The 23,924-nt window shown below is 63.8% G+C and carries 17 protein-coding genes and 1 pseudogene; 11 read left to right on the top strand and 7 right to left on the bottom strand.

Features of this window, described 5'->3' with window-relative positions; all coding sequences use genetic code 11:
* From IC50_RS01560 to IC50_RS01515, 10 genes and pseudogenes are all read left to right on the top strand, one after another.
* The coding region (locus tag IC50_RS01560; protein ID WP_035699646.1) for a PDZ domain-containing protein at positions 1–880 on the top strand (880 nt) is incomplete at its 5' end.
* 275 nt (positions 881–1,155) lie between these two features.
* Positions 1,156–1,836, top strand: a complete 681-nt coding sequence (locus tag IC50_RS01555) for a response regulator transcription factor (RefSeq protein ID WP_035699648.1) — start codon at positions 1,156–1,158, stop codon at positions 1,834–1,836.
* Positions 1,820–3,280, top strand: a complete 1,461-nt coding sequence (locus IC50_RS01550; protein ID WP_035699644.1) for a sensor histidine kinase — start codon at positions 1,820–1,822, stop codon at positions 3,278–3,280. Before IC50_RS01555 ends, IC50_RS01550 begins: the two co-directional genes overlap by 17 nt.
* Positions 3,281–3,825: 545 nt before the next feature.
* Complete coding sequence (locus IC50_RS38730) at positions 3,826–4,485, top strand: DUF1326 domain-containing protein (RefSeq protein WP_081492320.1); 660 nt, start codon at positions 3,826–3,828, stop codon at positions 4,483–4,485.
* Positions 4,486–4,502: 17 nt separating this feature from the next.
* Positions 4,503–5,312 carry a DUF2182 domain-containing protein gene (locus IC50_RS01540; RefSeq protein ID WP_333938174.1) on the top strand — a complete coding sequence of 270 codons (810 nt, stop codon included), beginning with the start codon at positions 4,503–4,505 and terminating at the stop codon, positions 5,310–5,312.
* A gap of 89 nt (positions 5,313–5,401) precedes the next feature.
* Complete coding sequence (locus IC50_RS01535; protein ID WP_035699640.1) at positions 5,402–6,820, top strand: DUF1254 domain-containing protein; 1,419 nt, start codon at positions 5,402–5,404, stop codon at positions 6,818–6,820.
* A 468-nt stretch (positions 6,821–7,288) separates the two neighbouring features.
* Positions 7,289–7,462, top strand: a complete 174-nt coding sequence (locus IC50_RS42310; protein WP_193374075.1) for a hypothetical protein — start codon at positions 7,289–7,291, stop codon at positions 7,460–7,462.
* 42 nt (positions 7,463–7,504) lie between these two features.
* A complete protein-coding gene (locus IC50_RS01525) occupies positions 7,505–7,885 on the top strand; it encodes a hypothetical protein (RefSeq protein WP_157460779.1) in 381 nt (126 codons plus the stop codon).
* A gap of 395 nt (positions 7,886–8,280) precedes the next feature.
* Positions 8,281–10,088 (top strand): annotated as a pseudogene (xoxF5, locus tag IC50_RS01520) (lanthanide-dependent methanol dehydrogenase XoxF5).
* A gap of 160 nt (positions 10,089–10,248) precedes the next feature.
* Positions 10,249–13,236, top strand: a complete 2,988-nt coding sequence (locus IC50_RS01515) for a bifunctional [glutamine synthetase] adenylyltransferase/[glutamine synthetase]-adenylyl-L-tyrosine phosphorylase (protein ID WP_035699635.1) — start codon at positions 10,249–10,251, stop codon at positions 13,234–13,236.
* On the opposite strand, the gene IC50_RS01510 is transcribed toward IC50_RS01515, so the two are convergent.
* From IC50_RS01510 to IC50_RS01490, 5 genes are read right to left on the bottom strand one after another with little or no spacing between them, the layout of a single operon-like run.
* Positions 13,193–13,426 carry a formate dehydrogenase subunit delta gene (locus IC50_RS01510; RefSeq protein WP_035699633.1) on the bottom strand — a complete coding sequence of 78 codons (234 nt, stop codon included), beginning with the start codon at positions 13,424–13,426 and terminating at the stop codon, positions 13,193–13,195. The two genes, IC50_RS01515 and IC50_RS01510, sit on opposite strands and share 44 nt — an antisense overlap.
* Positions 13,416–14,243, bottom strand: coding sequence for a formate dehydrogenase accessory sulfurtransferase FdhD (gene fdhD / locus IC50_RS01505; protein WP_035699632.1), 828 nt, complete (start codon positions 14,241–14,243; stop codon positions 13,416–13,418). The genes IC50_RS01510 and fdhD overlap by 11 nt, the downstream gene beginning before the upstream one ends.
* A 4-nt stretch (positions 14,244–14,247) precedes the next feature.
* Positions 14,248–17,133 (bottom strand): formate dehydrogenase subunit alpha, encoded by a 2,886-nt coding sequence (fdhF, locus tag IC50_RS01500; protein WP_035699630.1) that lies wholly within the window; start codon positions 17,131–17,133, stop codon positions 14,248–14,250.
* A gap of 10 nt (positions 17,134–17,143) precedes the next feature.
* Positions 17,144–18,700, bottom strand: a complete 1,557-nt coding sequence (locus IC50_RS01495) for a formate dehydrogenase beta subunit (protein WP_035699629.1) — start codon at positions 18,698–18,700, stop codon at positions 17,144–17,146.
* Positions 18,697–19,170 (bottom strand): formate dehydrogenase subunit gamma, encoded by a 474-nt coding sequence (locus tag IC50_RS01490; protein ID WP_035699627.1) that lies wholly within the window; start codon positions 19,168–19,170, stop codon positions 18,697–18,699. Before IC50_RS01490 ends, IC50_RS01495 begins: the two co-directional genes overlap by 4 nt.
* Before the next feature lie 223 nt (positions 19,171–19,393).
* Between IC50_RS01490 and IC50_RS01485 the strand changes: the two genes are divergently transcribed.
* Positions 19,394–20,287: a LysR family transcriptional regulator gene (locus IC50_RS01485; RefSeq protein WP_035699625.1), complete on the top strand. Its 894-nt coding sequence runs from the start codon at positions 19,394–19,396 to the stop codon at positions 20,285–20,287.
* Between the two features lie 273 nt (positions 20,288–20,560).
* Here the strand turns inward: IC50_RS01485 and IC50_RS01480 are convergent, their stop codons facing one another.
* Together IC50_RS01480 and IC50_RS01475 are read right to left on the bottom strand one after the other, a co-directional pair.
* On the bottom strand, positions 20,561–22,891 hold the full coding sequence (locus tag IC50_RS01480; protein WP_035699623.1) for a PAS domain-containing sensor histidine kinase: 2,331 nt from the start codon (positions 22,889–22,891) through the stop codon (positions 20,561–20,563).
* A gap of 225 nt (positions 22,892–23,116) precedes the next feature.
* Positions 23,117–23,924, bottom strand: an 808-nt coding sequence (locus IC50_RS01475) for a cation transporter dimerization domain-containing protein (protein ID WP_035699622.1), incomplete at its 5' end; no start/stop codon positions are given.

Here is a 23,924-nt window from a genome sequence, read left to right as displayed (position 1 = left end):
CATCGTCTCGGCCAGCGGCCGCGACATCGGCAACGGGCCGTATGACGACTTCATCCAGATCGACGCGCCCGTGAACAAGGGCAATTCCGGCGGTCCCGCCTTCGATACCAACGGCGAGGTGATGGGCGTCAACACCGCGATCTACTCGCCCTCGGGTGGCAGCGTCGGCATCGCGTTCTCGATTCCTGCCAACACCGTCAAGAGCGTGGTTGCCCAGCTCAAGGACAAGGGCTCGGTCAGCCGCGGCTGGATCGGCGTGCAGATTCAGCCGGTGACCTCCGACATCGCCGACAGCCTCGGCATGAAGAAGGCCGAAGGTGCGCTGGTGGCTGAGCCGCAGAGCAACGGTCCGGCCGCCAAGGCGGGCATCGAGTCCGGCGATGTGATCACGGCGGTCAACGGCGAATCCGTCAAGGACGCCCGCGAGCTCGCCCGCACCATCGGCGGCATGGCGCCAGGCGCGACGGTGAAGCTCAACGTGCTGCACAAGGGCCAGGACAAGGTCGTGAACCTCACCCTCGGCCAGTTGCCGAACACGGTCGAGGCCAAGGCCGACACCGACAATGACGGCGGCAAGCGTGCCAATCGCGGCACCGACGTGCCCAAGCTCGGCATGACCGTTGCGCCCGCAAATTCCGTGGCCGGCGCCGGCAAGGAAGGCGTCGTCGTCACCGAGGTCGATCCGAAGAGCGCGGCGGCCGAACGCGGCTTCAAGGAAGGCGACGTGATCCTCGAAGTCGGCGGCAAGAGCGTGAGCACCGCCGGCGACGTCCGCGAGGCCATCAATGCAGCGCGGACCGACAGCAAGAACAGCGTCCTGATGCGCGTGAAGAGCGGCGGCCAGTCGCGCTTCGTCGCGGTGCCCCTCGCCAAGGGCTGAGGGCTTAAGGAGGCCTACGAGATGAAGGGTACCGCCGGCATCAGTCGCCCCCGCCGCCGGTGCCCTTCGGGGAAGCCGCGCAACGCTGGCTTCCCCCGTCTACCTTCCGGTGGAATTACGCCCCCCTCCGTCGGAAGGCCTAGGGCGGTGAGGTCCCCCCAGCCTCACCGCCCGCCTTTTTCCTGCTTCGACATTCTCCCGCTCGGCTTGCATGCCGTTGCCGCTCGCGCCATGTTTAGAGAAGGTTGACCTCCTTGACCGCCGCCGAACGCACGATGCGCCTCCTCATCATCGAAGACGACCGCGAATCCGCCGACTACCTCGCCAAGGCGTTTCGCGAAGTCGGACACATTGCCGACCACGCCGCTGACGGCGAGGAAGGCCTCGCCATGGCCGAGAACGGCGACTACGACGTGCTGGTGGTCGATCGCATGCTGCCCAAGCGCGATGGCCTGTCGCTGATCGGCGCGTTGCGCGACAAGGGCAACACCGCGCCGGTGCTGATTCTCTCCGCGCTCGGGCAGGTCGACGACCGCATCAAGGGCCTGCGTGCCGGCGGCGACGATTATCTGCCGAAGCCCTATTCTTTCGCCGAGCTCCTGGCCCGTGTCGAGGTGCTGTCGCGCCGCCGCGGCGGCCCGGCCGAGGACACGCTCTACCGCGTCGGCGATCTCGAGCTCGACCGGCTGTCGCATCGCGTCGCCCGCGGCAAGGACGAGCTGACGCTCCAGCCGCGTGAATTCCGCCTGCTCGAATATCTGATGAAGCACGCCGGCCAAGTGGTGACGCGCACCATGCTGCTCGAGAACGTCTGGGACTATCATTTCGATCCGCAGACCAACGTGATCGACGTGCACATTTCGCGGCTCCGCTCCAAGATCGACAAGGGTTTCGAGCGCCCGCTGCTGCACACGATCCGCGGCGCCGGGTACATGATCCGTGACGGCATTCGGTAAACTCGTCCGCACCACGGCGTTCCGGCTGACGCTGGTCTATCTGCTGCTGTTCGCGATGTTCGCGGCTTCGCTGCTCGGCTATTTCGCCTGGAACACGCGGCGGCTGATCACCGAGGAAATCACGCAGACGGTGAATGCCGAGACCTCGGAGATCAGCGAGATCTACGACCGCCGCGGCATGTACAACCTCGTGCGCACGATCGAGTATCGCGCGCTGCGTCCGGGCGCCAACCTCTACCTCGTGACCACGCCGACGGGGCAGGCGATCGCCGGCAATGTCGGCTCGCTCGCGCCAGGTGTGATGGCGACGCGCGGTTGGACCGAGACCGCCTACCGGCGGATCGAGGACGCCGATGACCGCGATCATCGTGCACTGGTGCGCGTCACCGAGCTCGAAAACGGCTTCCGGCTTCTGATCGGCCGCGACCTCGCCGAGCGGCGGCGCCTGTTCGGCATCGTCGCCAAGGCGGCGCAATGGTCGGTCCTGATTGTCGTGGTGCTCGGCCTCGGCGGCGGCATCTTCGTGGCGCGCAGGGTGCTCAGGCGCATCGACGCGATGACCGGCACCGCCCAGCGCATCATGACCGGCGATCTCAGCGGGCGCCTGCCCGTGGGGCGCAGCGGCGACGAACTCGATCGCCTCGCCGAGAACCTCAACGCCATGCTGGAGCGGATCGAGGCCTTGATGGCGGGGCTGAAGGAAGTCTCCGACAACATCGCCCACGATCTCAAGACGCCGCTGACGCGCTTGCGCAACCGCGCCGAGGAGGCGCTGGCGAGATCAGGCAGCGAGGCCGACTACCGCGTCGCACTGGAGCGGACCATCGAGGAATCCGACGGGCTGATTCGCACCTTCAACGCGCTTCTGATGATCGCGCGCGCCGAGTCCGGGCAGGCGCGCGGCAACATGGATGATTTCGACGCCGCCGAGGTCGCAGGCGGCATCCACGAGCTCTACGAGCCGCTTGCCGAGGACGACGGCATGACCTTGAAGGTGAAGGCCGATCCGGCGCCGGTTCATGCCAACCGCGAGTTGATCAGCCAAGCGCTCGCCAATCTGGTCGAGAATGCGATCAAGTACGGCAAGCCCGCTTCGCAGCCCGCGGAAACCGTGGTCAGCATGGATAGCCGGCAGATCACGATCGAGGCCCGGCGCGAAGGCGACCAGGTGCTGCTCAGCGTCACCGATCGCGGCCCCGGCATCCCCGAAAGCGACCGCAAGCATGCCGTCGAGCGCTTCGTCCGGCTGGAGACGAGCCGCACGCTGCCGGGCTCAGGCCTCGGACTAAGCCTCGCCTCGGCTGTTGCCACGCTGCATGGCGGAGAATTGCGGCTGGGCGACGCCCATCCCGGTCTTGTCGCCACGCTGGTGCTGCCGGCGCGCGCGGGCGCCGGCGACAGGGTTGCTCCGCCAACACCGGATGTGCCACAGAAGGTGGCATGAACCACTCCGCGCCGGGAAACGCGGACAAGCATGGTGAGAGGCTGGCCGCACGTTTCGCGGAAGCTCCCCATACGGACCGCCTGTTTGCGGACAGCCACGACCCTTCCATCGCACGTTGGGTGACGTCAAGACCCGGGGACAGCGGCAGCCGTGATGCTTGAGTGGTCATGCCACCCGCGATGAAAGCGCCCCCAAGTGTCATCCGCAATTCGTGGAAATTCGTGGACGTTCCGGGAGCGGACGTAAATTCGCGACCATGTGTCTCGTAGCGGGGATTCTTTACGAAGGTGACTCGTTCCTATGACCTTTCACATGGCATCCTTTCACATGGCACTATGAGTAAACTTGGGACGCTAGCGTACGCATATTTCTTTCACGCGCGGCGGGGCTTTCAATATTTTGCTATGATATGCGACGAGCATGCCGCTATCGAAGATGCTGGGCGTTGTCCTTGATAGCCGACGCGACGGTTGTCTTCCTTGCCAGTTAAGGGAACGAACGACGACCTCGCTGGAGTGGGAGGAAAGATCGACGGAGGTATCAAAATGGCAGCCGTCACCTGGGAACTAAAAGGACGAGAGTTCGTAAATTGCAATTGCGCCTATGGGTGCCCTTGCCAATTCAATGCCTCGCCAACATCGGGATACTGTCAAGCCGTAGGCGCCTTCCAGATCGACGAAGGATTTCACGGCGAGGTCCGGCTGGATGGCCTCCGATTCATCGGCATCTTTCGCTGGCCGGGCCCGATCCACGAAGGAAAGGGTGAAGCTTTTCTCATTGTGGACGGTCGTGCGAATGAGCGACAACGTGAATCGTTGTTGCGTATCGTCAGCGGTCAGGACACTGAGCCCGGTGCGACCGTCTTCCAAGTGTTTTCCACCACGCTGCAAAAGGTCCATGACCCAGCGTTCGCCGCTATCGACTTCGAAGTCGATGTTCGTGCCCGTCGGGCACGCGTTATTGTACCAGGCTTCACCGAAGGCCGCGGTGAACCGATACTGAATCCTGTTACTGGAAAAGAGCATCGAGTCCGCATCGATATTCCTGACGGATTCGAGTATTCAATCTCCGAGAGCGGTCGCGGCTGGAGTGCGGTTTCAGGAGGTCCGATCAAAATGGAACTCCACGACTCCTACGGTCAGTTCGCAAACATTCATCTCTCGGACCACGGCATTGTCCGTGATGGAATGACCGCCGCGGCATAGCTGCTTTGGAGCCGGCTGTGTTGGATACCGTACTCAGGCGCGACCGGACGATTGTGATCGTCGCATTGGCGACACTGACGGGGCTGGCATGGGCGTATACACTTTGGCTGGCCCGTCATATGAGCATGCCGGCGGTGGCGATGTCGCGCGTTCCTGACGGAAGCGTGGTGTCGATGTTGGCACCTGGCTTCAAATCGTGGACCGCGATCGATTTCCTTTACGTATTCGTTATGTGGGCCGTCATGATGGTCGGGATGATGACCCCGTCGGTCTCGCCGACAGTTCTTCTCTACGCCCGGGTTGGTCGCGAGGCCCGCGCGCAAGGCACGCCATTCGCTGCCACGGGAGCTTTTGGTGGCGGTTACCTTCTCGCGTGGACGTTCTTCTCGCTGATCGCAACCCTGAGCCAATGGCTATTGGAGCGTGCCGCAATCCTGACGCCTATGATGGCAACGGCCAGCAGGGAGCTTGGGAGCCTAGTGCTGATTGCTGCAGGCCTGTTTCAATGGACACCATTGAAACAGGCCTGCCTGGCCTATTGCCAATCCCCTCTTATCTTCATTCAACGACATGGTGGGTTTCAACCGAGCGTATCTGGATCGCTGGTAATCGGCTTTCGCCACGGTCTTTACTGCGTCGGCTGCTGCTGGGCACTAATGGCCTTGCTCTTTGTCGGCGGCGTTATGAACGTTTTGTGGATAGCTCTACTGACGATTCTTGTGTTGTTCGAAAAGATGATTCCGGGTGGTCGCGTACTTGCCCGTGTTGTGGGAGTTGGCTTGATCCTGTGGGGCGTTTCGTTGGCCCTTACGTCCGTGGCAGGCTGACGGGCGACTACGAACGCGCGAATTCCGGGAACACAGGCGATGGAGGGGGAGCTTGGAAATACGAGGCGCGAGCCTGTGGAGGCTCTCCGATGTTGACCAGACGCCAGCTTCTCCATGCTGCCGCATTGGCGAGCCTTCCGACGGTTGGATCTACACGGGCGTTGGCGCAGACGCAGCACTATGGATTTATCGCGACAAGGGCGATCGCCCGCGACGGATTCATCTACGGTCTGCCTATCGTAATGAGCTATGCCGTGATGTACGAGCATGCCGTCGACCGTCGCTCAGGCAAATTCAAAGCACCCTTCAACCAGATAAAGACCGAAAGCCGCGTCTTTAGCTACAAGGACGCGGCCGTGGTTCTGCCGAACAACGATACGCTCTGCTCGTTGGTCTGGATGGATCTGCGTGCGGAGCCGATTGTCCTCTCTGTTCCCGCGATTGACCCGAAGCGCTATTATTCGATTATGCTGCGCGATCACAATTTCTACAACTGCGGTTACATAGGCTCTCGCAGCACAGGGAATGACGCTGGCGACTATATGGTGGTCGGGCCTGACTGGAGCGGTAAAATCCCGTCCGGTATCTGCAAGGTATTTCGGTCGAGCACTCAGTTTGCAATGGCACTGTATCGCACGCAGCTCTTCGACCCGGGCGACGTCGAAAACGTCAGGAAAGTGCAAGCCGGATACAGAGCGGAGCCGCTTTCCAAGCAGGCTCCACCGCCGCCCGCCCAGATCGCCCATTTCCAGAAAATCAGGAAGAAGCTGCTGAGAAGGAACTTCTTTCAGCACCTGGCATTTGCTTTGCAGTTTGCACCAGCTCAATTCATTGAATTGGAGGCTCACGCAAACCTTGCGAAATTGGGCGTCGGGCCTGGCAGGACGTTTGATTTCGGGGATCTCTCACTGAAGCGGAAGCTGGAGATAACCCTCGGGATCAGAGCAGGTGCCCGCAAGATCGATCGAGCTATTGCCGATGCAGACGTCGTCGTGAACGGGTGGCGTGTTGCTGCTTATTTTGGCGATAGCGCCTTCTACAACGGTAATTGGTTGTTGCGAGCTGCCGCAGCCAAAGCAGATTTTTTCGGCACCGAGCCGGTAGAAGCAGTCTCTTTGTTCGCCCAGGTTGACGAGGATGCCAAAACGTTAGACGGCAGCGAAAACAAATACACACTGACGTTTGCGCCAGATCAAATGCCGCCGGTGAACGCATTTTGGTCGCTGACGATCTATGACGGAAAAACCAGGCTGCTGGTCAGAAATCCAATCAACCGGTATCTCGTCAATTCATCAATGCTTCCGACGATGACGACAGATGAACATGGGCTGACAATTTACATTCAGAATAAGCCGCCGGACGCTGACAGAAAGGCCAACTGGCTGCCAGCCCCCAACGGACCGCTGTTGCTAGCGATGCGACTGTACTGGCCGAAAGCCGAACTACCCTCAATCCTGCCGATCGGTAAAGGGACGTGGCAGCCGCCCGGTTTGAAGCGGATACTGTGAATCAGTCGCAATTAAAGCAGCGTCCAACTCGGGGAGAAAACAACGGTATCGTTTGCATTCCGGCCGGCGCATGGCCCATCTCGATTCCCCTTGTTTCGAGCATGGCCAGCCTCGCGGCGTTCGTATCCGAAAGATCGGCGCGTCTATGCGAGGCCCTGTTGAGCATCAGTCAGCCTCAGCGCGTCGGGCAGTGCGGTAGTGGACTGCCTTGTAATCGAGATCGTTGAGGCATCCATGCAACTTTACCGTGGTGTACGATATCGCCCTTGGTGCAGGAGCCGCGTCTCAAGGACCAGATGATTGCAGACGAGCGAATTCCTCACGTTATGTCAGGAAAATCCTGACGACTCACTTTCGCTACTTCCATGAAGTGCAGATGGTACGATGCTGAACGGTCAATAGACCAAGGTCAAAGGAACCGACCAGCGAGCGCAAAGGTTGACTCCCTTATCAAGGAGGGTCGCTGTGATGAATCGCAAGTCAGACAAAGTGACCTTGTCGCAATTGGCGCGACTCCAAGCGCTGGAGAAGGAAACGACAGACCCGTTTGCGGCCCGGCTCGTCCATGAAATTGTCAGTGATCTGGAGGCAAGATTGGGGAAGCGTCAAACGCGGGATGAGCACGATCAAGAACAGACCTGAAAATTCGACCAACGGAGTTTGCCGATATAGGAGGGACTTGTCGTGGGACATTTTATGGAAGGCATCAATTGGGACATTGTGAGGCCAAGTCTTTGGAGTGGCGCTGCGGGTATGGTGGTCGGCGCGGTCGTGCTTTCACAGGTGTTCGGGTTCATGAGTCCTTCGACTGCACATAAGCTCGCGGCGGAAGAGAGTGACCAGGCGGTTGTGGCCGCGCTTGCGCCCGGGTGTGCGTCCGAGTTTCGAGCGCTACCCGATGCAAAGGAACGGCTGAAGGTGCTGGCTGCTCACCGGGACAGCTACCTGGCGAAGGATTCGTTTCCAGCCGATCTGATCAAGCGTCCGGGCAAGAGCTACATCGATTACGGCCTGGTGAGAGCCTGCACTGCCTTGCTATTGAAACCGCAGACTGCGGGACTCTAGCCTGGCGAGTGTATTGGGCCGTCCTCAGAAGGCCGAGAGTGGCGCCGGCCGGGAGCAGCCGCGAATGGCGATCAAGCTCAACCTTCCGATTTGGCGGCGCGCCTTCGTCCACGTCGAAGCCCGCACCCTATCGCCTTCGGGACTGAAGATCCGCTCCGACTTGAAGATACATGCCATGTTGTAATTTCCGAGCGGTGGTGTTTCCGACGGCTTCGTCATCCGTTCTCGCACCGGTCGAGCGAATTGTCGCGCGACAAACATGCGTCTGCCCAAACGCCGAAAACCGCAGTACATGCCGATATCAAAGCCTAGCGACGAAGCACCAGTCCTTGCGGTCGCGGTAACGCGTTGCAGGAGCTGGCGCGTGTATAACAAGTGCAACAGGGAGGACTCTGATGCGCTATCTCCTGCTCAAGGTCTGCGTCGGCGCTGCGGCCGGCCTTGCCATCGGTGTGGCCAGAGCGAATGACGAACTCAACAAGATGTCGCAGAATCCCAAAGAATGGGTGATGGCGACAGGCAACTACGCAAATCATCGCTTTTCCCAGCTCAAGCAGATCACTTCTGAAAATGCCGCGAAGCTGCAGGTAGCGTGGACGTTTTCGACTGGCGTCTTGCGCGGACACGAAGGCGGGCCACTGGTGATCGGCGACGTCATGTACGTCCACGGTCCGTTTCCGAATCCAGTCTTTGCGCTTGATCTCAATAATGACGGCAAGATCCTCTGGAAGCACGAGCCCAAGCAGGATCCCAATGTGATTCCCGTCATGTGCTGCGATACGGTCAATCGTGGCTTGGCTTATGGCGACGGCAAGATCTTCCTGTATCAAGCGGATACCACGCTGGTCGCTCTCGACGCCAGGACTGGCAAGGTCGTCTGGTCAGCCAAGAACGGTGATCCATCGCGGGGCGAGACCGGCACCTCGGCTCCGATGGTGATCAAGGACAAGGTGTTCGTCGGCATCTCCGGCGGCGAGTTTGCGGTTCGTGGCTCGATGACGGCGTACGACATGAAGACCGGCAAGCAGGCCTGGCGTGCGTATTCGATCGGGCCTGACAATGAAATGCTGATCGATCCGCAGAAGACCACAGAACTCGGCAAGCCCGTCGGTCGCGACTCGAGCCGAGCCTCAAGACTTGGCAAGGTGAGCAGTGGAAGCTTGGCGGGTCCACGACTTGGGGATGGTACTCCTACGATCCCGAACTCAACCTGGTCTATTACGGCTCCGCCAATCCGGGGACATGGAATCCGAGCCAACGGCCGGGTGACAACAAATGGTCGATGACCATCTTCGCGCGCGATGCGGATACGGGGATGGCCAGATGGGTGTACCAGATGACGCCACACGACCAGTGGGACTACGATGGCGTCAACGAAATGATCCTGGTCGACCAGACCATCGGTGGCACGCCGCGGAAGCTGCTTGTTCACTTCGATCGAAATGGCTTTGCATACACGCTCGACCGAACCAATGGTGAGCTTCTCGTTGCAGAAAAGTACGATCCGGCGGTCAACTGGGCCACAAAGGTCGACATGGACAAGGCCTCGCAGACCTATGGCCGTCCCCTCGTCGACGCGAAATACTCTACCCAGCGAGAGGACACCAATGTGAAGGGGATTTGCCCGGCTGCATTGGGAACCAAGGACCAACAGCCTGCCGCGTTCTCACCTGACACCGGCTTGTTCTACGTACCGACAAACCATGTTTGTATGGACTATGAGCCGTTCAAGGTGAGTTACACTGCTGGGCAACCCTATGTCGGAGCCACGTTATCGATGTACCCGCCGCCAGGCGAGACCCACATGGGCAACTTCATTGCCTGGGACGCCCGTACCGGCAAGATCGTATGGTCGAACAAAGAGCAGTTCTCGGTCTGGTCGGGCGCGTTAACGACCGGAGGCAACGTCGTGTTCTATGGAACGCTCGAAGGCTATCTCAAGGCGGTCGATGCCAAGACGGGCAAGGAACTTTACAAGTTCAAGACGCCGTCAGGTATCATCGGCAATGTGACGACCTACGAACATAACGGGAAGCAGTTCGTTGCTGTCCTCTCCGGAGTAGGTGGTTGGGCCGGAATCGGGCTCGCCGCCGGATTGACGGAGCCTACTGCTGGTTTGGGTGCAGTCGGTGGCTACGCTGGCCTTCATGACTTTACGGCGCTGGGAGGGCAGCTCACGGTCTTCTCGCTGCCGGGCAGCTGAGGCCTCAGATCCCGGCTTGACCTCACGGGACAAGCCGGGTGTTCGATGCGCGCTTGGGCGATGCCCATCCCGGTCTTGTCGCCACGCTGGTGCTTCCGGCGCGCGCGGGCGGTGGCGACAGGGTTGCTCCGCCGATGCAGGATGTGCCACAGAAGGTGGCATGAACCACTCCGCGCCGGGAAACGCGGACAAGAATGGTGAGAGGCTGGCCGCACGTTTCGCGGAAGCTCCCCATATTGCCGCTTCCACAACCGACGAACGACGTTTGGAAAGCTGGCTGGCCGAGCTCGAGCCGGCCCAATCGGCCCGTCTGGAAGCGCTCCTGGGCCGCCCATTCGCCCGCAACATCCTGGCCGGGATCGCGGAATTCTCGCCCTATCTGTTCGATCTGGTCCGCGCCGATGCCCTGCGCCTGATCCGGCTGCTCGAATGCGATCCGGATACGCATCTCGCCGCACTGATCGCTGAGGCAAGAGGCGCGGTGCTCGCGGCGCCTGACGAGGCCGAGGTGATGCGGCTGCTTCGCCGGATGAAGGGGGAGGCCGCACTGCTGATCGCGCTGTGCGACATCGGCGGTGTCTGGCCGGTGATGCGGGTGACGGCGGCGCTCACCGATGTTGCCGTGTCCTCCGTGCAGGCGGCGCTGCAATATCTGCTGCGGCAGGAAGCCGCACGCGGCAAGCTCTCGCCGCCCAATCCGGAGGCACCCGAAGAGGGCTGCGGGCTGATCGTGCTCGCGATGGGCAAGATGGGCGCGGGCGAGCTGAACTATTCCAGCGACATCGATCTCATCGTGTTCTTCGATCCCGATGCCACGACGCTGGCGGCGGACATCGAGCCGCAACCTTTCTTCGTCCGGGTCACGCAGGGCATGGCGCGCATCCTTCAGCAGCGCACCTATGACGGTTACGTCTTCCGGGTCGATCTGCGCCTGCGCCCCGATCCGTCCTCGACACAGGTGGCGATCTCGCGGGACGCCGCGCTCAACTATTACGAGCGGGAAGGGCGCACCTGGGAGCGCGCTGCCATGATCAAGGCGCGGGCCTGCGCCGGAGATCCCGGGGCAGGTGAAGCGCTTCTGGCAGAAATCGCGCCCTTTGTCTGGCGCAAGCATCTCGACTTCGCTGCACTCGCCGACGTGCACGACATGAAGCGGCAGATGCAGACCTATCGCGGCCAGAGCGAAGTCGCGGTCGAGGGCCATAACGTCAAGATCGGGCGCGGCGGCATCCGCGAGATCGAGTTCTTCGCGCAGACTCAGCAGCTGATTGCGGGCGGCCGCCATCCGGAATTGCGGGTGCGGCCGACGCTCAGGGCGCTCGATGTGCTCGCCTCCAGCAACTGGATCACCTCCGCGGCGCGCGACGAGCTGACGACGGCCTACGAGTTCCTGCGCCGGGTCGAGCATCGCCTCCAGATGATCGCCGACGAGCAGACCCACGCGCTGCCCGAAGACAAGGACGCGGTCGAGCGTTTTGCGCAATTCTTCGGCTATCCCGGTCGTGAAGCCTTTGCGACCGATCTGCTGCGGCAGCTCCAGATCGTCCAGGGGCACTACGAGAAACTGTTCGAGGGCGACGATCCGACCGGGACGGCCAGGCTGCCGGCGCTCGACTACGGTGCGGGTCCCGACGATCCGCGCCTGCTCCAGCATCTGACGACGCTCGGCTTCAAGAAGCCCGCCGCGGTCGCGCAGACCGTGCGCGACTGGATCACCGGCGATTATCGCGTATTCCGCAATGAGGCGACGCGAAGCGCCTTCGTCGAATTCGTGCCGGCCCTGATCGACGGTCTTGCCCATGCCGAGGAGCCGGATCGCGCCGTCGTGGCGTTCGATCATTTCCTCGGCGCGCTCCAGCGCGGCGGCCGGCTGATCACGCTGCTCGGCCAGAATCGCGATCTCGTCGCGCTGGTGGCGCTGGTGCTGGGGGCGGCGCCCCGGCTCGGCGAGATGCTGGCGCGGCAGCCGCAGCTCATGGACGGCCTGATCGATCCGCGCTTCTTCGGCGCCATGCCCGACAGGCAGGAATTGTCGGGGCGGTTAGCTGCGACCGTGCAGGACGCCGGCTCATACGAAGAGTTCCTCGATCGCCTGCGTCTGTTCGGGCAGGAGAGCCTGTTCCTGATCGGCACGCGCATCCTGTCCGGCACGGTTTCGGCGCAGCAGGCGAGCACGGCTTTTGCAGACGTCGCCGAAGGCATCGTGCACACCGTGCACGGCCTCGTCGCCGAGCGCTTTGCCGCCCAGCACGGCCGGATCAAGGGGCAGGAGACCGCGATCATCGCGATGGGCCGCCTCGGAAGCCGCGAGATGACCGCCTCGTCCGATCTCGACCTGATCCTGCTCTACGATTTCGACGGTGACAATCCGGACTCGGATGGGCCGAAATCGCTGCAGGGCGCGCATTACTTCGCCCGCTTCACCCAGCGCCTTATCAGTGCGTTCACGACGCGCACCAATTACGGCGTGCTGTATGAGATCGACATGCGGCTGCGGCCCTCGGGGCGCGCCGGCCCCGTGGCCTCGAGTCTGGTTTCATTCGCGGACTACCAGGCCGACGAGGCCTGGACCTGGGAGCACATGGCGTTGACGCGCGCGCGCGTGGTGTCGGCTTCGCCCGAATTCCGGGAACAGATCGAGCGCGTCATCCGCGATGTCCTGACCCGCCGCCGCGATCCCGCAATCACGGCCAACGACGTTGCCGACATGCGTCGCGCGATCGCGCAGGAGAAGGGCGAGGCCGATTGCTGGGATCTCAAACATGCCGCCGGCGGCATGGTCGACATCGACTTCATCGCGCAATATCTCCAGCTCGTGCATGCCCACGAGAAGCCGGACATTCTCGACGTCAGCACCATGCAGGTGCTGGAGAATGCATGCAGGCTCGGCGTGCTCGCGCAATCCGAGACCGAGATCCTGCGCGCCGCGGCGCGGCTGTACCACGACCTGACGCAGATCCTGCGGCTTTGCGTCAGCGAGCGCTTCAAGCCGGAGACCGCCGGCACCGACCTCCTGCGCGTGCTGGCGCGCGCCGGCGACGCGCCGGATTTCTCGTCGCTGGAGGCGCGGGTGAAGGAGACCCAGAGCGAGGTGCGGCGCGTGTTCAGGGCGCTGCTGGAAGGGACGTCGCCTGCATCAACGAGGTGAGGGCCTCGCGCACGTCAGGCTCGAGGCCGGCGCCGCCGGCTTCGAGATGGGCGAAGATCGCGCGCTTCATGCGGGGATCCCAGAATTTCCTGATGTGCTCGGCGATTCCAGGCACGGCCTTGTCATGGCCCTGGCTCTTGAAGAACTTGCCGATCTGGTTGGCCATGTAGATCAGGCGGTCAGGCGACATCGGCAACCTCCGTGGCATGGCGCGCAACGATCCGGCTGCCATGCGAAAATACTTCGAACCCGTCCTGCCGGGCGATCGCAATCAGCGTGATGCCAGCGGCTTCCGCCGTGCGGACCGCGAGCGCGGTCGGTGCGGACACGGCGACCATGACGGGGGCGCCGATCGCGGCCGTCTTCTGCACCATCTCCACCGAGACGCGGCTCGTCAGCAGCACCATGCCTTGGCGCGCATCCGTGCGGCTGCGCGCCAGGGCGCCGGCGAGCTTGTCGAGCGCGTTGTGACGGCCGACATCCTCCCGCAGCGCGGCGATGCCGCCCGCAGGGGACCAGAACGCGGCGGCGTGAACGGCGCGGGTTTGCAGATTGATCGATTGCAGGGGCGCGATGGCCTGCATCGCCGCCATGATCTGTTCCGGCGCGAAGCTCTGCCCCTGCGGCACCACGGCCGCCGGCCGCACCGCCTCGGCAATGGATTCGACGCCGCAGATGCCGCAGCCGGTGGGTCCGGCGACGTGGCGACGGCGCTCGCTGATGCGGGCGGCATCTTCCGATGCCAGCCACATCCGCAGCTCGATGCCGTCGTCGAGGCGGACCACGTCGAGCGACTTGATGTCGTCGACCGATGCGATGATGCCTTCGTCCAGGCTGAAGCCGACCGCAAAATCTTCCAGGTTCTGCGGTGTCCCCATCATGACGGCGTAGGTGCCGCCATTATAGGTCAGCGCCAGCGGCGTCTCCTCGGGGACCAGCCGCGCGCCCTCGGACGCGACGCCGTCGCGCCAGATCTCGCGGTCGATGGCCTGGACCGGAACGTGCATGCCCTTACTCCGCGGCCTCGGCCGGCGCGATGCGGCGGGAGTGCCGCGCCTGCGCGTCATAGGCCTTCTGCCAGTCGGACGGGCCGTTCGAGGGCGAGACCTGCACCGCCGTGACTTTGTATTCGGGACAATTGGTGGCCCAGTCCGAATAGTCCGTGGTGATGACGTTGGCCTGCGTATCGGGGTGGTGGAAGGTGGTGTAGACGACACCGGGCGCGACGCGGTCGGTGATCTCCGCGCGCAGCGTGGTCTCGCCGGCACGGCTCTTCAGCCGCACCCAGTCGCCGTCACGCACGCCGCGCTGCTCGGCATCGTGCGGGTGGATCTCGAGGCGGTCCTCGGAATGCCAGACGACATTCTCGGTGCGCCGCGTCTGCGCGCCGACATTGTACTGGCTGAGGATGCGCCCCGTCGTGAGCAGCAGCGGATAGCGCGGGCCGGTGCGCTCGTCGGTTGCGACATATTCGGTCACGACGAACTTGCCCTTGCCGCGGACGAAGCCATCGATATGCATCACCGGCGTGCCCTCGGGCGCCTTGTCGTTGCAGGGCCACTGCACCGAGCCCAGCTCGTCGAGCTTGGCGTAGGAGACGCCGGCGAAGGTCGGCGTCAGCGCCGCGATCTCGTCCATGATCTCGGACGGGTGATTGTAGTTCAGCTCGAAGCCCATCGCCTTGGCAAGGCCGATGGTGACCTCCCAGTCGGCCATGCCGTTCTTCGGCGTCATCACCTTGCGCACCCGCTGGATGCGGCGTTCGGCGTTGGTGAAGGTGCCGTCCTTCTCGAGGAAGCTCGAGCCGGGCAGGAAGACGTGGGCGTAGTTCGCGGTCTCGTTCAGGAAGAGGTCGTGAACGATGACGCATTCCATCGCCGACAGTGCCGCGACGACGTGCGAGGTGTTGGGATCGGACTGGAGGATGTCCTCGCCCTGCACGTAGATCCCCATGAACGTGCCTTCGACCGCGGCATCGAACATGTTGGGAATGCGCAAGCCCGGCTCCGGGTTGAGCTTGATGTTCCACAGCGCCTCGAACTGGTCGCGCACCGCGTCGCCCGAGATGTGGCGGTAGCCGGGCAGCTCGTGCGGGAACGAGCCCATGTCGCAGGAGCCCTGCACGTTGTTCTGGCCGCGCAACGGGTTCACGCCGACGCCGGGACGGCCGATATTGCCCGTCGCCATCGCGAGGTTGGCGATCGCGATCACGGTGGTCGAGCCCTGGCTGTGCTCGGTGACACCGAGCCCGTAATAGATCGCGCCGTTGCCGCCGGTGGCGTAGGTCCGGGCAGCCTTACGCAGATCCTTCGGATCGACGCCGGTGAGGATGGCGGTGGCTTCCGGGCTGTTGTTCGGCTGGGCGACGAAGGCGGCCCATTCCTCGAACTCGCTCCAGTCGCAGCGCTCGCGCACGAAGGCTTCGTCGACGAGGCCCTCGGTGACGATGACATGCGCCAGCGCCGTCATGACCGCAACGTTGGTGCCGGGCATCAAGGGGAGGTGCAGCGCCTTCACATGCGGCGATTCCACCATCTCGGTGCGGCGCGGGTCGATCACGATCAGTTTTGCGCCCTGGCGCAGCCGCTTCTTCAGGCGGGAAGCGAACACCGGATGGGCGGAGGCCGGGTTGGCGCCGATCACCACCACGACGTCGGTGTCCTCGACGGAGTCAAAATCCTGCGTGCCTGCCGAAGTGCCGAAGGTGGTGGCGAGGCCGTAGCCGGTCGGCGAGTGGCAGACGCGGGCGCAGGTGTCGACATTGTTGTTGCCGAAGCCGGCGCGGATAAGCTTCTGCACCAGATAGGTTTCCTCGTTGGTGCAGCGGGACGAGGTGATGCCGCCGATGGCGTCGCGGCCATACTTCTTCTGGATGCCGCGCATCTTGGTGGCGGCGAACGAGAACGCCTCGTCCCAGGACACTTCACGCCAGGGATCCTCGATTCTTTCGCGGATCATCGGCTTGAGAATGCGCTCCTTGTGGTTGGTGTAGCCCCAGGCGAAGCGGCCCTTGACGCAGGAATGGCCGCGATTGGCCTTGCCGTCCTTGTACGGCACCATGCGCACGACTTCCTCGCCGCGCATCTCCGCCTTGAAGGCGCAGCCGACGCCGCAATAGGCGCAGGTGGTGACGACGGAGTGCTCGGGCTGGCCGATCTCGATCACGGATTTTTCCGTCAGCGTCGCGGTCGGGCAGGCCTGCACGCAGGCGCCGCAGGAGACGCATTCGGAGCCGAGGAAGCTCTCGTTCATGCCGGGGGAGACGCGGCTGTCGAAGCCGCGGCCCGAGATCGTCAGCGCGAAGGTGCCTTGCACCTCCTCGCAGGCGCGGACGCAGCGCGAGCAGACGATGCATTTGGAGGGGTCGTAGGTGAAGTACGGGTTGGACTCGTCCTTCGGCATCCAGTGGTCGTTCGCGCAGCCGTCCGTCTTGCCAGGTGTCTTGGCGAAGACATGATTCTCGCCCTCATAGCCATAGCGCACGTCGCGCAGGCCCACCGCGCCGGCCATGTCCTGCAACTCGCAATCACCGTTGGCGCCGCAGGTGAGGCAGTCGAGCGGATGGTCGGAGATGTAGAGCTCCATCACGCCCTTGCGCAGCTGCTTCAGCCGCTCGGTCTGGGTATGCACGACGAGACCGTTCATGACGGGCGTGGTGCAGGACGCGGGGGTCCCGGCGCGGCCCTCGATCTCGACGAGGCAGAGGCGGCAGGAGCCGAACGCGTCGACCATGTCGGTGGCGCACAGCTTCGGGATCTGGTGGCCGGCGTCCATCGCCGCGCGCATGATCGAGGTGCCCTCGGGCACCGTGACCTCATTGCCGTCGATGGTCAGCGTCACCATCGTTTCCGATTTGGAAGCCGGCGTACCGAAGTCGATTTCCTCGATCAGAGACATTGTCGTTCTCCTATTCCGCGGCCTGAAGCGTGGTCGGGACGGGTGCGAAATCCTCCCGGAAGTGCTTCAACGCGCTGAGCACGGGGTACGGCGTGAAGCCGCCGAGTGCGCAGAGCGAGCCGAATTTCATGGTGTTGCAGAGGTCCTCGACGAGCGCGAGATTTTCGGCGACGCGCTCGCCGTTGATGATCTTCTCGATGGTCTCGACGCCACGGGTCGAGCCGATGCGGCATGGCGTGCACTTGCCGCAGGATTCGATGGCGCAGAACTCCATCGCGAAACGCGCCTGCCTGCGCATGTCGACGCTGTCGTCGAACACGACGATGCCGCCATGGCCGATCAGGCCGTCGCGTGCGGCGAAGGCCTCGTAGTCGAACGGGGTGTCGAACAGGGCGCGGGGAAAATAGGCGCCGAGCGGGCCGCCGACCTGCACGGCGCGGACCGGACGCCCCGTGAACGTGCCGCCGCCGATGTCGTCGACGAGCTCGCCGAGCGTGACGCCGAAGGCGGTCTCGAACAGCCCGCTGTAGCGGATATTGCCGGCGAGCTGGATCGGCATCGTGCCGCGGGAGCGGCCCATGCCGAAATCGGCATAGGCCTTGGCGCCCTCGGCGAGGATGAAGGGGATGGCGGCGAACGACAGCACGTTGTTGATGACGGTCGGCTTGCCGAACAGGCCGTGATGCGCCGGCAGCGGCGGCTTGGCGCGCACGATGCCGCGACGGCCTTCGAGGCTCTCCAGCAGCGAGGTCTCCTCGCCGCAGACATAGGCGCCGGCGCCAACGCGGACTTCGAGGTCGAAGGCTTGCTTCGAGCCGCCGATATTCGTGCCGAGATAGCCGCTGCGCCTTGCCGCTACGATGGCCGCGTTCATCGCCTCGACCGCGTGCGGATATTCACTGCGGATGTAGATGTAGCCCTTGGTCGCACCGACGGTGATGCCGGCGATGGTCATGCCCTCGATCACCAGGAAGGGATCGCCTTCCATGATCATGCGGTCGGCGAAGGTGCCACTGTCGCCCTCGTCGGCGTTGCAGACGATGAACTTGCGGTCGGCCTTGGCCTGGGCAACCGTCTTCCACTTGATGCCGGTCGGAAAGCCCGCGCCGCCGCGGCCGCGCAGGCCGGACGCCGTGACTTCGTTGAGGATCGCATCAGGTCCGAGCGAGAGTGCGCGCTCAAAACCCTTGTAGCCGCCGTGGGCGCGGTAATCGTCGAGCGAGCGCGGATCGATCACGCCGCAGCGGGCGAAGGTGAGGCGGGTCTGGCGCTTCAGCCAAGGGATCTCGTCGGTCGCTCCCAGCCGCAGCAGATGCGGCGTATTGTTGGCGAGAGCGTCGAGCAGCGAGGGCACGTCGGTCTCGGTGACGGGCCCGAAGGCGATCCGGCCCTGGGGCGTTGCGACCTCGACCAGCGGCTCCAGCCAGTACATCCCGCGCGATCCGGTCCGGACGATCTCCACTGCAACGCCGCGCCTGGCTGCGGCCTGCTCCAACGCGAGGGCAACCTCGTCGGCGCCGACGGCAACCGCACCGGCATCGCGCGAGACGTATAGACGGATGCTCATCGCTGCGCCTCCGCAACCAGCGCATCGAGACGCTTCTGATCGAGCCGGCCGACGAGGCGGCCGTCAAGCATCGCGGACGGCGCGGTCGCGCACAGGCCGAGGCAGTAGATCGGCTCCAGCGTGACGCGATCGTCGGCCGTGGTGTTGCCGAGCGAGACGCCGAGCTTCGCCTCGGCGCGCGCAGCCAGCGCGTCGCCGCCTGCGGCCTGACAGGCTTCCGCGCGGCACAGCTTCAGCACGTGGCGGCCGGCCGGCTTGTGGCGGAAATCGTGGTAGAACGTGAACACGCCATGGACTTCGGCGCGCGACTGATTGAGTGCCTTCGCCACCATGGGAATCGCCGCCTCCGGCACGTAGCCGAACGCCTCTTGAAGCGCATGCAGGATGACGAGCGTCGCGCCTTCCTTCCCGGCATGTTCGGCGATGATCTCGGCGCCGCGCGCCTCGTCCCAATCGTAAACCGTTGTCATTCTTCGTTCTCAACCAGAGCGTTTCTCGCTCCTAAACTATTTGGAATCATTCGAAGATCAATAAAGCTGTCCCGTGCTGCGATTGCGAATTCCGATCGATTGGCAAGTGCGATCACTCGATTTCAAATCGCAATCAAGGCCCTTCCGGCAGGCGGTTTTTGCGTGTTGCTGAGGGGTGGGCGTGCTAACTTGGTGCCACAATGGAATTCAAGGGGACGTCCGGTTGATCGACAAGCTTGAACTGCTGCTGGCACTGGCGAAGGAGCGGCATTTCGGACGCGCGGCGGAGGCCTGCGGCGTGACGCAACCGACGATGTCGACCGGGCTCAAGCAGCTCGAGGAGATCCTCGGCGTGATGCTGGTCCAGCGCGGTTCGCGCTTCCAGGGATTTACGCCCGAAGGCGAGCGGGCGCTCGACTGGGCGCGGCGGATCGTGGGCGATGCCCGCGCGATGCGCGAGGAGATCAACGGACTGAAGCATCAGCTCTCCGGCGAGATCCGCATCGCCGCGATCCCGACCGTGCTCGGCATGGTCGCCGCGCTGACGACGCCGTATCGTGCGAGGCATCCCGAGGTGCGCTTCCGTATCCAGTCCACCACCTCGTCCGAGGTGCTGGGGCTGCTCGAAAACCTCGAGGTCGATGCAGGGCTCACCTACATCGAGAACGAGCCGATCGGCAAGGTGCGCACCATCCCGCTCTACAACGAGAGCTATCGCCTGTTGACCGCGCCGGATGCGATGTTCGGCGACCGCGAGACGGTGACCTGGAAGGAGGTCGGGCAGGTGCCGCTGTGCCTGCTGACGCCCGACATGCAGAACCGCCGCATCATCGACCGCGCGTTGCGCTCGGTCGGCGCGGAGGCGACGCCGACGCTGACCTCGAACTCGCTGCTGGTGCTGTTCACGCATGTGAAGACGGGGCGCTGGGCGAGCGTGATGCCGGCCAAGCTCGCCGAGACGCTCGGCCTGTCCGACACCGTCCGTTCGATCCCGATCGTCGATCCCGACGTCAACTACAGCATCGGCATGGTGATCCCGCAGCGCGATCCGATGACGCCGCTGATCGCGGCGCTGGTCAATGTCGCGCGCGAGGTTGCGCCTTCGCTGCAATTGTAGATCCGAGCAAGCGCCTCGTCCTTCGAGACGCCCGCTTCGCGGGCTCCTCAGGATGAGGCTCCGTTGTATCGGTGTTCGTTGAAACGGCTGCCCGTACTCCGCCCCTCATCCCGAGGGCCCGCCGGGGGCGGGCGTCTCGAAGGATGGCCTCGGGCGAGCTTCCCGCCGAGCGCTAAAGCGCGATGAGATTTGGATGAATCGTCATCGCGCCTTAGGTTGTTGTTTGCGCATGATCTTTCCGGAAAACCGCTTCGCACTTTTCCGGATCATGCTTTAGGCCGCAGCCGAGATCCCTGACGCCGCCTTGACCGCCTCGCGCGGCAGGGTCACGCGGACGACGGTGCCGACATCGATCTTCGAGCGCAGCCGCATCGAGCCGCCGTGGAGCTGCGCCAGCGAGCGGGCGATCGCGAGGCCGAGGCCCGAGCCGTGATAGGTCTTGGTGAGCTGGCTCTCGACCTGCTCGAACGGGCGGCCGAGCCGCGCCAGCGAATGCGGCGCGATCCCGATGCCGGTGTCGGCGATCATCAGCACGATCCTGTCGTCGAGCTGCCGGCTGCGCACCACGACGCGTCCGCCGTCGGGCGTGAACTTCACGGCGTTGGAGAGCAGGTTGACGAAGATCTGCTTGGTGGCGCGGCGGTCGGCGACGACGGAGATGGATTTTGCGATGTCGGCGTCGAGCGTCAGGTGCTTGTCCTGCGCACGGCCGCTGACGACCCGCAGGGACTCCGCAAGCGTCTTCGAGAGGTCGAGCTGTTCCAGGTCGAGTTTCATGCGGCCGGCTTCGATCTTCGACATGTCGAGGATGTCGTTGATGACCTCGAGTAGATAGTGGCCGCTGGTCAGGATGTCCTGGCAGTATTCCTGGTACTTTTCGCTTCCGAGCTCGCCGAACATGCCCGAGCCCATGATCTCGGAGAAGCCGATGATGGCGTTGAGCGGCGTGCGCAGCTCGTGGCTCATATTGGCGAGGAATTTCGACTTGGTCTGGTTGGCTTCCTCGGCGCGGGTCTTCTCGCGCTGGTACTTCTCGGCGAGGTCGGCGAGCTCGACCGCCTGGCGCTCCAGCGCGGCCTGCGAGCGCTTCAGGTCGATGACGGTGGCACGCAGGCGCAGATCGTTGTCGACCAGCTTCTGCTCGTGCTCCTTGATGCGGGTGATGTCGGTTCCGACCGAGACGTAGCCGCCGTCCTTGGTGCGGCGCTCGCTGATGTGCAGCCAGTTGCCGTCGTCGAGCTGCGCCTCGAAGGTTCGTGCGCCCGGGCCTTGGGCCGCGGTCTCGTTGTGGCGGGTGCGCACTTCCGGCATGCGGCCGACCTCGAGCACGGTCTCGTAGGAGGTGCCGGGAATGACGGCTGTGTCGGGCAGCTTGTGCAGGCGCTGGAAGTGCGAGTTGCAGAGCACGAGGCGGTCGCTGGCGTCCCACAGCACGAAGGCCTCCGGAATCGTCTCGATCGCGTCGCGCAGTCGGAGGTCGGCTTCCACGGTGCGCGCAGCGAGGCTCTTCTGCTCGGTGATGTCGACGGCGATGCCGATCAGGTGCACGCTGGAATCGGTCGCCCCGCGCGTCTTCTCGCAACGCACGCGGAGCCAGATCCAGTGGCCGTCGACATGCTGCATGCGGAAGGTCTGGTCGATGTGGTCGATCTTCTCGGAGATGAGCTGGTCGGCGATCGCGAACAGGTCGATGTCGTCGGACTTCACCAGCGCGTTGACCTCGCCGAAGGTGAGGAGCTCGTTGCGGCCGTCGAGGCCGAGCATCGAGAACATCGACTGCGACCAGAAGATCCGGCCGCGCGACAGATCCCAGTCCCACAGCCCGCAGCGGCCGCGGTTGAGCGCGGTGTCGATGCGGCCGCGCACGGCGTCGTTGATGAGATCGCCCTCGCGGGCGCGGGTCGACTGCCAATGGAAGGCGAAGCCGAGGATCAGGACGACGAAGCCGGTGGTCGCGGACAGCGTCACCGAGAGCGCGGCGTCCGAGCCCCAGATCGGCTCGTTGCGCTCCTGGATCACGGTGACGAAGCCGGTCAGCGACTTGATCTGCCGCGAGGTCGCCATCGCGGCGTTGCCGCTCGGCAGCGTCAAGTCGGAGACGTTGCCGTCGCGTAGCGGCGCCGCCATCAGTTGCGCCGTCGTGATCGCATCGAGCAGACGGTCATTGCCGACGGGATCGCTGTCGGCCGGGATGCGGGCGAGGATACGGCGGTCGATTCCGGCCGAGGTGACGATGACGTGGCGGCCCGAGGCCGTGCCCCAGGCCGGGATCAGATCCGGCAACAGCGCCGGCAGGCTCTCGATGTTCTTCAGCCGCTCCTGCCGCACCGAGGTGAGGCGGTCGATGCGCTCGGCGAGCAGGTCGGCGAGGGCCGAAATGTCGTGGCGGATCACCAGCCGCTTCTGGCGCGTTTGATCGACAACCTGCACGAACGCGCCAAGGCAGATCGTGATCAGGAATGCGATGATGAGTGTCGGTACGGCGCGGCGCAGCGCCGGCTCCGCGATCAGGAGCCGATGATAGGCAGGTTTCGCGATCGATTGCGCCAATCCCTTGATCGAATCGGATTGGACGCACGCGTTCGCGGCGTCTGCACGCGACATGCCTTCGGCCCCCTCAAACCTGCCTGCAACTGAAGTTCGAAAGCAGCCCCACGTTGCTTCCGAATCACATCGATTTGAATCCAGTTTTCGCGGGCTGTCGAGAGTCAACGAATCGTTAACGCGAAATTATTCTTATCCAACGCGCAGTTTGTGCGGCGGGTATCCGCAAACTCGCGGGCGCGAAGAGTCCGAAACGAGAACGCGCGAATCCCCGCACGTCCTGGGTCACGCGCGCGGCGGTTCGGCGTGGCTGATCACGCGCTTCACGCTCGGGAACGCGCGCCGCAGGGCGCGCTCGATCGCGTCGACATGCTCGTGCACCTTGATCACGCTCATCGACGGTGCCGCGCGGCAGTGGAAATTGACGATCTCGCCGGCGTCGGTGTTGCGGACCCGCACATTGTGGATGTCGTGGATCTCGCCTTCGCCGGCGAATTCGGCCAGCGCGGCGGCGATGGTCCGCACGCGTTCCGGTGCGGCATCGACGCCGAACGGCAGCTCGGGTTCCAGGGGCTCGATGTGAACGTCGACCTCGACGTCCTCGCCGAACTCCTCCTGGATGTTGCGCTCCAGGGTATTGGCGACGTCATGGGCGGCCTCGAGCGGCATGTCGGCGTCGACCTCGAGATCGATGCCGACGATCAGCTTGGCGCCGAGATCGTGTACCGTGACGTGGTGGACGGCGAGGCCCGAATTGTGCGCAATCACCATGATGCGGTCGCGCACGGTCTCGTTGTTGCGCGCGACTGGGACGGCGGTGAAGGTGAGGTCGGCGTCGCCGAACGCCTTGTCCATGGCGATTTGCGCGCTCCGCTTGATCTCCTCGACGCGGTCGATCGGATAGGTTCGCGGCACCTGCGCGATGGTGTCGATGAACGTGGTCGCTCCGACCATGCGCACACGCAACCGGTCGACGTCGATCACGCCCGGTACGCCGCGGATCGCGGCGGTGGCCTTCTCCTGCGCGCCTTCCGGTGCGCGATCGACCAGCGTCTGCACGGTGGAGCCGGCCATGCGCAGGCCGAGGGCTGCG

It is taken from the genome of Bradyrhizobium genomosp. I (2014) (genome assembly GCF_000261685.1).
Classification (GTDB): Bacteria; Pseudomonadota; Alphaproteobacteria; order Rhizobiales; family Xanthobacteraceae; genus Bradyrhizobium.
The sequence above is the reverse complement of the archived record's forward strand: the minus strand, read 5'-3'. Positions and strand labels throughout refer to the sequence as shown.

Coding starts and splice junctions, on each gene's coding strand:
- IC50_RS01555 (WP_035699648.1), top strand. CDS start 1,156: ATGCGCCTCCTCATCATCGAAGACGACCGCGAATCCGCCGACTACCTC.
- IC50_RS38730 (WP_081492320.1), top strand. CDS start 3,826: ATGGCAGCCGTCACCTGGGAACTAAAAGGACGAGAGTTCGTAAATTGC.
- IC50_RS01535 (WP_035699640.1), top strand. CDS start 5,402: ATGTTGACCAGACGCCAGCTTCTCCATGCTGCCGCATTGGCGAGCCTT.
- IC50_RS42310 (WP_193374075.1), top strand. CDS start 7,289: ATGAATCGCAAGTCAGACAAAGTGACCTTGTCGCAATTGGCGCGACTC.
- IC50_RS01515 (WP_035699635.1), top strand. CDS start 10,249: ATGAACCACTCCGCGCCGGGAAACGCGGACAAGAATGGTGAGAGGCTG.
- IC50_RS01510 (WP_035699633.1), bottom strand. CDS start 13,426: ATGTCGCCTGACCGCCTGATCTACATGGCCAACCAGATCGGCAAGTTC.
- fdhD (WP_035699632.1), bottom strand. CDS start 14,243: ATGCACGTTCCGGTCCAGGCCATCGACCGCGAGATCTGGCGCGACGGC.
- fdhF (WP_035699630.1), bottom strand. CDS start 17,133: ATGTCTCTGATCGAGGAAATCGACTTCGGTACGCCGGCTTCCAAATCG.
- IC50_RS01495 (WP_035699629.1), bottom strand. CDS start 18,700: ATGAGCATCCGTCTATACGTCTCGCGCGATGCCGGTGCGGTTGCCGTC.
- IC50_RS01490 (WP_035699627.1), bottom strand. CDS start 19,170: ATGACAACGGTTTACGATTGGGACGAGGCGCGCGGCGCCGAGATCATC.
- IC50_RS01480 (WP_035699623.1), bottom strand. CDS start 22,891: ATGTCGCGTGCAGACGCCGCGAACGCGTGCGTCCAATCCGATTCGATC.